Raw genomic sequence first — 7338 nt, 5'->3', positions numbered from 1 at the left:
TGCTAAACTAACTAAGTTCCCTATCCGCTTAATCCTCACCGAAACTTCGTTAGTTGCCCATAGGCTAATCAATTACATCAAATCCTGTATATTTTACCAAAGCCTCAGGAACCTTAATTCCATTTTCGGTTTGGTAGTTTTCTAAAATCGAAGCTACAATACGCGGTAAAGCCAATGCACTTCCATTTAACGAGTGTGCCAGTTGTGCTTTGCCTTCTTTTCCTTTAAAACGTAATTTTAAACGGTTACTCTGGTAGGTTTCGAAGTTCGATACAGAAGACACCTCTAACCAACGTTCCTGTGCAGCACTCCAAACTTCCATATCATATGTCATAGCCGAAGTGAAACCCATATCGCCACCGCACAAGCGCAATACACGATAATGTAAACCAAGCTCCTGCAACAGGGATTGAACGTACTGACTCATATCCTCTAAAGTCTCATACGATTTATCGGGGTGCGTAATCTGTACTACTTCTACTTTATCAAACTGGTGCAAACGGTTTAAGCCACGTACATGGGCACCATAAGAACCTGCTTCTCTACGGAAACAAGGTGTATAAGCGGTATTTTTAATCGGTAAATCTTCTTCTTTAACAATTACATCGCGGTATAAATTGGTTACCGGCACTTCCGCAGTGGGGATCAAATAAAGATCATCAACAGTTGAATGGTACATCTGTCCTTCCTTATCCGGTAACTGCCCGGTACCAAAGCCCGAAGCTGCATTAACCAGATGTGGCACCTGCATTTCTTTATAACCTGCAGCAGTAGCATGATCCAAAAAGAAATTGATCAATGCACGTTGCAATCTCGCACCTTTTCCTTTATATACCGGAAAACCTGCACCGGTAATTTTTACACCCAGTTCGAAATCAATGATATCATATTTAGCGGCCAATTCCCAATGTGGCAAAGCTTTGGTTGGCAATTTAGCTGGCTCGCCATGCGTTAAAACCACTTCGTTATCTTCTGCTGTAGATCCCTCTTTTACCAAATGATATGGTAGGTTAGGCAATTGAACAATCAGGTTGTGCTGTGCAGTTTCCAGTTCGTTCAGTTTATCGCCCAGGTTTTTGATATTTTCCTTATGGGAAGCGGTTTGTACCTTAATGGCTTCGGCTTCTTCTTTTTTACCTGCACGCATTAAATCGCCAATCTGTTTGGCAGCTGCATTCGCTTCAGCAGAAATACTATCCAGCGAAGTTTGAGTGGAACGGCGGTCTTCATCAATTTTAATGATTTCGTCTACCAGTTCTGGCTGTTTAAAATTACGGATACTTAAACGTTCTAAAACTTTCTCTCTATTTTCGCGGATATAGTTAACTTGCAGCATTATTTAATTTTTTAGCAAAGATAGCAAGAGTTTGGAGTTTGGGGTAAGGAGTTTCGAAAAAACTCACACAATTACATCATCCATCATACATGCTTACATCATACATTAACATGGATGGCAAACTATTTCTCGTACCAACGCCCATAGGCAATTTAGAGGACATGACCTTTAGGGCAATCCGTATATTAAAAGAGTGCGACTTAATCCTCGCAGAAGATACCCGCACCAGCGCGCCGATGCTTAAACATTTCGGCATTGATAAAAGGGTTTTTTCCCATCATCAGCATAACGAACACAAGGCAACTTCGGAGATCATCAAATTTTTAAACGAAGGGCAGAAAATCGCCCTGATATCCGATGCCGGTACTCCTGCCATTTCCGATCCGGGTTTCTTTCTGGTGCGCGAGGCCATTAAAAATGATATTGCCGTTGAATGTTTGCCTGGCGCAACAGCCTTTGTACCTGCCCTGGTTAATTCGGGTTTACCTGCCGATGCATTTTGCTTTGAAGGATTTTTGCCCGTAAAAAAGGGCCGGCAAACCAAATTTAAAAAACTGGCCGAAGAAGACCGTACCATCATACTTTACGAAAGTCCGCATCGTTTATTAAAAACTTTAGAAGAATTTGCACAATACCTGGGTGCCGACAGGCAGGCTTCGGTAAGCAGAGAACTCACCAAAATGTTCGAAGAAACCGTTCGCGGTACTTTGATAGAAATAAAATCACATTTTGAAAACAATACATTAAAGGGAGAATTTGTAATTTGCATAGCGGGGAAACCCAATGTTAAAAGCAAAAACAAATATGATGATGCTGAAGAGTAGCATTTAAAACATAAACAACACATCAATTTTAAAAATATTATGATTGCAATAGATAGATTTTTAAGTGACGAACAAGACCCGAAAGCGGTTGAAAAAGTTATTGGAAAATTAAACGACCTGTTAACTACAGGCGAAGAAATTTTATACCTGGCGGTACAGAAAAAACCTGCCGTAAACTTGTTGCCTGATAGTATCGCGATTTCGAACAAGCGCATATTTTATTGCGAACCCGGTAATTTGGGATTAACCATGAATTTTAAAGACATTTCGTGGAAAAGCATTAAGGAAGTTTCTTTCAAAGAAGAATTTTTCGGTTCTAAATTCATCTGCGTACCACAACATGGCGAAAATATTGTAACAGAATATATTCCAAAAGTACAGGCCCGCAAACTGCATCAGGCGGCCAACCAGCAATTGGAAGAATATAAAGAATTGCTACGTCAGCAAAAACTGGAAGAAAACCGTGCAACGGCTTCTCCCATTAGCTTAAACGCCCAGCCTTTTGCCGAAATTCCGGCAGCAACACCAGAGCTGGAGCAACCTGTTATTCAGATTGCGGAAGTAGTGGAGGAACCGGAAGACGAAACCACATTAAAATTACGTAAGCTTAAAACTTTGTACGATAAACACCTGATTACGCAGGAGGAATACGAAGCTAAAAAGTCAGCTATTTTAGATAGTTTGTAAACACTGTCATGCTGAGGCACGAAGCATCTCTAGCATAGTTGCACTGTACTTACAAAAACGAAAACAAAGTCGGTTCTCCATCGCATAAAGATTCTTTCTGCGTCAGAATGACAAGTAATTTTATATGAAATCTAAACAAACCTATCTCCTTGCCTTAGCCAGCGCATTTTTGCTTTGGCTGGCCTGGCCACCAATGCCTTTTACCACGCCATTATTATTGATTGGTCTGGTACCACTGTTTATCGCACTTGATGGCATTGCCAGCGATGCGAGCAAAAAACAGGGCAAACGGATTTTTTTAACCGCAGGTTTAACCTTTTTGGTTTGGAATACAGCATCAACTTATTGGGTTTACAATGCCATAAGTGCATATAATACAGGCTTTATAGGAACTATCGTATCTTTTTTTGTTTCATTAATCCCTTATGGTTTGGGGGCACTGTTAATGACCTTTGCTTTCTGGTTATACTACCGTTTAGGCAAGTATGTAAACAAAAAGATAGCATACCTGGGCCTGATCGCTTTTTACATTGCCTTAGAATATTTACAGCAAACCTGGGACCTCGCTTTCCCATGGATGACTTTGGGCAATGGTTTGGCCGGGATGCACCAATTGGCACAATGGTACGATCATACCGGTATTTACGGCGGTTCGTTGTGGATTTTAGCAAGTAATATTTTAGCTTTCGAAGCCTATAAAAAACTAAAAACACAAACAGGTTATTTAAGGTTCAGAGTCTTTGGTATCTGGGCTTTGGTGGTGATTATCCCGATCAGCATTTCACTTATAAAATACTTCAACGCCGAGCAGAAGGGCACTCCAAGCAACGTGGTTGTGGTACAGCCCAATATCGATCCCTATCAAAAGCTGGAGAACATTCCACCTGCAGAACAGATTGCCATTTTAACATACTTATCCGATTCGATCGGACAAACCAATACCGAGTATTTTATCTGGCCGGAAACAGCGATTCCAAACTATGCAGATGAAGACCGTATCAGAAGCAATACCGATTTCATTACTTTACAAAATTTCCTTTCTAAATATAAAAACGGAACCTTGATTACCGGTATCGAAAGCATCAAGACCTATCAGGATAAAAAAACAATTACGACCAAATTTGATAATCAAAGTGGTATTTATTTCGACAATTTTAATACTGCCATGCAGGTAGAAAACTCGGCAAATGTTCAGTTTTACCATAAATCTAAATTGGTACCAGGAGTAGAGAAAATGCCTTTCCCGAAGGTTTTTTCATTTCTGGACGGCGTTTTTGCCCAATTGGGTGGTACAGTGGGCGGCTGGGGCTGGCAGGATAAACCAAGTGTACTGTACGCACAGAGCGGCATCGGCGTTGCGCCTGTAGTCTGTTACGAAAGCCTTTGGGGCGATTGGATAGGGCAAGAGGTAAAAGATGGCGCACAATTTATCGCCATTATTACCAACGATGGCTGGTGGGGAAATACTACCGGTAAAGACCAGCACATGATGTACGCCAAACTGAGGGCCATTGAAACGCATCGTGATGTGGCGCGCTCGGCCAATACAGGTATTTCATGTTTCATCAATCAACGTGGCGATATAACACAACAAACCAAGTGGTGGACAAGAACTGCACTAAAAGCCAACATCAACCTAAACGACGAGATTACTTTTTACGTAAAAAGCGGAGATATTATTGCTAAAATATGCAGTGTTTTAGCCATCATCTTAGCCTTAATTATACCTTATAGAAAATGGATAAAAAAATAAAATACTTTGCCTTTTTACTGTTTATGTTAAGCAGTCTGTTTGTAAATGCCCAGGCTTACCTAAACAATTTAAATAAGCAGGCTAACGAAATGGTTTCCGCTGTAAAAAAGAGAGATTATAAAACTTTATTGACCTTTACGCATCCTAAAGTAGTAAATGCTATGGGTGGAAATGAAAAGGCAGCAGCGGGATTAAAAGCTTCCATGAAAGCCCTTGAAGATCAAAATATTAACTTCACAAAAATGGAAGTTGGCTCAGTAACCCAGAGCCTGGTTAGTGGTAAAACCATTCAATGCATTATTCCACAGCTTGTTGAGATACAAATGGGTACTAAGAAAGCTAAAGCAAAAAATTACTTATTCGGAATTTCATACAATGGTGGTAAAAACTGGTATTTTTTAGATACCGCACCACTTAAAGGTGATGTTAGAAAGCTGATCCCTGAAGCCAGTAAAGACCTTATTATCCCAAAATCAGAAACCACCTACAACTGATCATGACAAAAGATTTTAAAAATATCAGATGGTCTTTTCTGGTATTGATGTTAACCTTAAATTTTGGTTGCGACCAGATTTCGAAGAAAATTGTCCGTAGCGAGATCAGTGATTATGAACATATCAGCATCATTAAAGATCGCTTTACTTTGCTTAAAGTAGAAAATACAGGTGCTTTTTTAAGTTTGGGCGATCAGATGCCATACTTTTTCAGGTTAATCATTTTAACAGGCTTGCCACTTTTATTTTTGTGCTACGGACTATATTACCTATTCGCCAAAAAGAATCTCCCGGTTACCATGCAGATTGCCCTTTGCTTCCTGATCGGCGGTGGTATTGGCAACCTTTACGATAGGATTATATATGGATCGGTAACCGATTTTATGCACATGGATTTTTATATCTTCCAAACAGGTGTGTTCAATTTTGCCGATATTTCCATCATGATCGGAATCGGGATATTGCTTTTTCAATCCATTAAAAGCAATACTGCAAAACAACAGGTAGACAAGGAACAGCTAGATCAAACTACTGATTAAAAATACAAAATAAACGTATTAAATATACATATTTGTATTTTTTGTATTATATTTAATTATGTAATACTCAGTTACAGCAAATTACGATCTAAACTAAAAACCTAAACTATGAAAAACCTATTGAAAAAAATTGCTGTGATAGCCTTGCTATCGGCAGTTATGATCTCCTGCTCGAAGAAAAGTGAGATGCCGGCAGACCCGGAAACCGAAACTACACAAAATCAAAAAGTTATTGCCTACATTAAAAGTCTTGGATTTACAGATGCACAAATTGTAGAAAGCGGGGATAACTATGTAGCTGACGGTGACATCGTATTCAGTAAAAAAATGGAAATACCGGCTGATAATGGAAAATCGATAACGGAGCAATATTACAATGGCTATATTGTAACCAACAGCACCAACATCCGTGTCAAAATTGATCCATCAATCACCAGCATGACCAGTGAGATTAATTCGGCCATTAACCAATGGAATACAGTACCGAATTCCAAACTCAAATTTGTAATCACAACCGGTACAATATATGATATCCTGATCAAGGTTGACAATACAATCGGGGGTTCTACCTGTGGGCAGGCCTATCTGTCTACATCCAATGGCAAAGCAGGCAATACAGTTTGGATCAACCAAAACCTGATCAAAAACAATTCACTTGCACAACGTACAAGAACCATCACACACGAATTTGGCCATACCATTTCATTTAAACACACCAACCAATCTACTACTACCAATGTACCAGGGGTTGGCGGAACCGATGCGCAATCGTTAATGAATGGCGGGCAATGTGGAAGCGGTGCTACGGTTTTATCTGCGAAGGATAAACAGGCCACTGCAGTATTGTACCCTTTATAATTAAAAATCAGATAAAATAACCTAAAAAGATCGTAATGCTACAGAAGCTGCTTCGCTGAGGCAGCTTCTGTTTTTTAAGCCCTATTCAATCACATTTAATGACGTCGTTTAGCTTGAAGATTTCTTAACAAAGAATTCCATTGTTTCAACAAACATATATTTATCTTTAGCTGTTAAACAATCTAGAAACAACCAAAATAAATCCAATCATGAAAAGAAATGCAACTGCCGTTTGGCAAGGTTCTATCAAAGATGGCAATGGAAACATTACCACACAAAGCACTACTTTAAACAATACCCAATATTCTTTTAACTCGCGTTTTGCCGAAGGTGTAGGAACAAATCCTGAAGAATTAATTGCTGCTGCACATGCTGGCTGTTTCACCATGAAACTATCTGCCAACCTAACAGAAGCTGGATTTACTGCAACTAAATTAGAAACCAAATGCGAAATCAACCTTGATCCGTCTAAAGGTGAAATTGTAGAATCGCACTTAACTTTAACTGCTTCTGTACCCGATTTAACACAGGAAAAATTTGATGAGCTGGTTGCAGATGCAGAAAAAAACTGCCCAATCTCTAAATTATTGAATACAACAATTACAGTTGATGCTACTTTAGCATAAATTTATCGTCATTGCGAGGCACGAAGTAATCTTACGACTATAGGTGGGTAAAAAAACATTAATTTCATACCTAGCGATCGTTGAAGGATTGCTTCGTCGTTCCTCCTTGCAATGACGACATTTTTTATTGGAGTATGTCAATGGAAGCGGAGCGCAGCAAAGTCGAGAACCACGTAAGTGCTCAGCGAAGCTAAATCTGTCCCGAGATAGATCTCTCCCTG

General features: G+C 39.6%; 8 protein-coding genes. 7 read left to right on the top strand and 1 reads right to left on the bottom strand.

What is annotated here, in order from left to right; translation table 11 throughout:
- Positions 1–64: 64 nt before the first annotated feature.
- The gene (gene serS / locus B2V92_RS10585) at positions 65–1336 is read right to left on the bottom strand and encodes a serine--tRNA ligase (protein ID WP_293307639.1); all 1272 of its coding nucleotides are present in this window, start codon (positions 1334–1336) and stop codon (positions 65–67) included.
- 110 nt (positions 1337–1446) lie between these two features.
- Here serS and rsmI point away from each other — a divergent pair, with 110 nt between their 5' ends.
- The 7 genes from rsmI (at position 1447) to B2V92_RS10550 (ending at position 7117) form a co-directional block, all read left to right on the top strand.
- A complete protein-coding gene (gene rsmI, locus B2V92_RS10580) occupies positions 1447–2160 on the top strand; it encodes a 16S rRNA (cytidine(1402)-2'-O)-methyltransferase (RefSeq protein WP_293307641.1) in 714 nt (237 codons plus the stop codon).
- Between the two features lie 39 nt (positions 2161–2199).
- A complete protein-coding gene (locus tag B2V92_RS10575; RefSeq protein ID WP_293307637.1) occupies positions 2200–2847 on the top strand; it encodes a PH domain-containing protein in 648 nt (215 codons plus the stop codon).
- Positions 2848–2971: 124 nt separating this feature from the next.
- Complete coding sequence (gene lnt / locus B2V92_RS10570; RefSeq protein WP_293307635.1) at positions 2972–4600, top strand: apolipoprotein N-acyltransferase; 1629 nt, start codon at positions 2972–2974, stop codon at positions 4598–4600.
- Positions 4585–5094 carry a hypothetical protein gene (locus tag B2V92_RS10565; RefSeq protein ID WP_293307633.1) on the top strand — a complete coding sequence of 170 codons (510 nt, stop codon included), beginning with the start codon at positions 4585–4587 and terminating at the stop codon, positions 5092–5094. The genes lnt and B2V92_RS10565 overlap by 16 nt, the downstream gene beginning before the upstream one ends.
- Positions 5095–5096: 2 nt before the next feature.
- A complete protein-coding gene (lspA, locus tag B2V92_RS10560; RefSeq protein ID WP_293307631.1) occupies positions 5097–5633 on the top strand; it encodes a signal peptidase II in 537 nt (178 codons plus the stop codon).
- A gap of 108 nt (positions 5634–5741) precedes the next feature.
- On the top strand, positions 5742–6491 hold the full coding sequence (locus B2V92_RS10555; RefSeq protein ID WP_293307629.1) for a M57 family metalloprotease: 750 nt from the start codon (positions 5742–5744) through the stop codon (positions 6489–6491).
- 209 nt (positions 6492–6700) lie between these two features.
- Complete coding sequence (locus tag B2V92_RS10550) at positions 6701–7117, top strand: OsmC family protein (RefSeq protein ID WP_293307627.1); 417 nt, start codon at positions 6701–6703, stop codon at positions 7115–7117.
- Positions 7118–7338: the final 221 nt, after the last annotated feature.

It is taken from the genome of Pedobacter sp. UBA5917 (assembly GCF_002432345.1).
Lineage (GTDB): Bacteria > Bacteroidota > Bacteroidia > Sphingobacteriales > Sphingobacteriaceae > Pedobacter.
This window is presented reverse-complemented; position numbering and strand designations above follow the sequence as displayed.

Excerpts from the sequence above, each read along its gene's own strand:
- serS (WP_293307639.1), bottom strand. The coding sequence starts at position 1,336 with ATGCTGCAAGTTAACTATATCCGCGAAAATAGAGAGAAAGTTTTAGAA.
- rsmI (WP_293307641.1), top strand. The coding sequence starts at position 1,447 with ATGGATGGCAAACTATTTCTCGTACCAACGCCCATAGGCAATTTAGAG.
- B2V92_RS10575 (WP_293307637.1), top strand. The coding sequence starts at position 2,200 with ATGATTGCAATAGATAGATTTTTAAGTGACGAACAAGACCCGAAAGCG.
- lnt (WP_293307635.1), top strand. The coding sequence starts at position 2,972 with ATGAAATCTAAACAAACCTATCTCCTTGCCTTAGCCAGCGCATTTTTG.
- B2V92_RS10565 (WP_293307633.1), top strand. The coding sequence starts at position 4,585 with ATGGATAAAAAAATAAAATACTTTGCCTTTTTACTGTTTATGTTAAGC.
- lspA (WP_293307631.1), top strand. The coding sequence starts at position 5,097 with ATGACAAAAGATTTTAAAAATATCAGATGGTCTTTTCTGGTATTGATG.
- B2V92_RS10555 (WP_293307629.1), top strand. The coding sequence starts at position 5,742 with ATGAAAAACCTATTGAAAAAAATTGCTGTGATAGCCTTGCTATCGGCA.
- B2V92_RS10550 (WP_293307627.1), top strand. The coding sequence starts at position 6,701 with ATGAAAAGAAATGCAACTGCCGTTTGGCAAGGTTCTATCAAAGATGGC.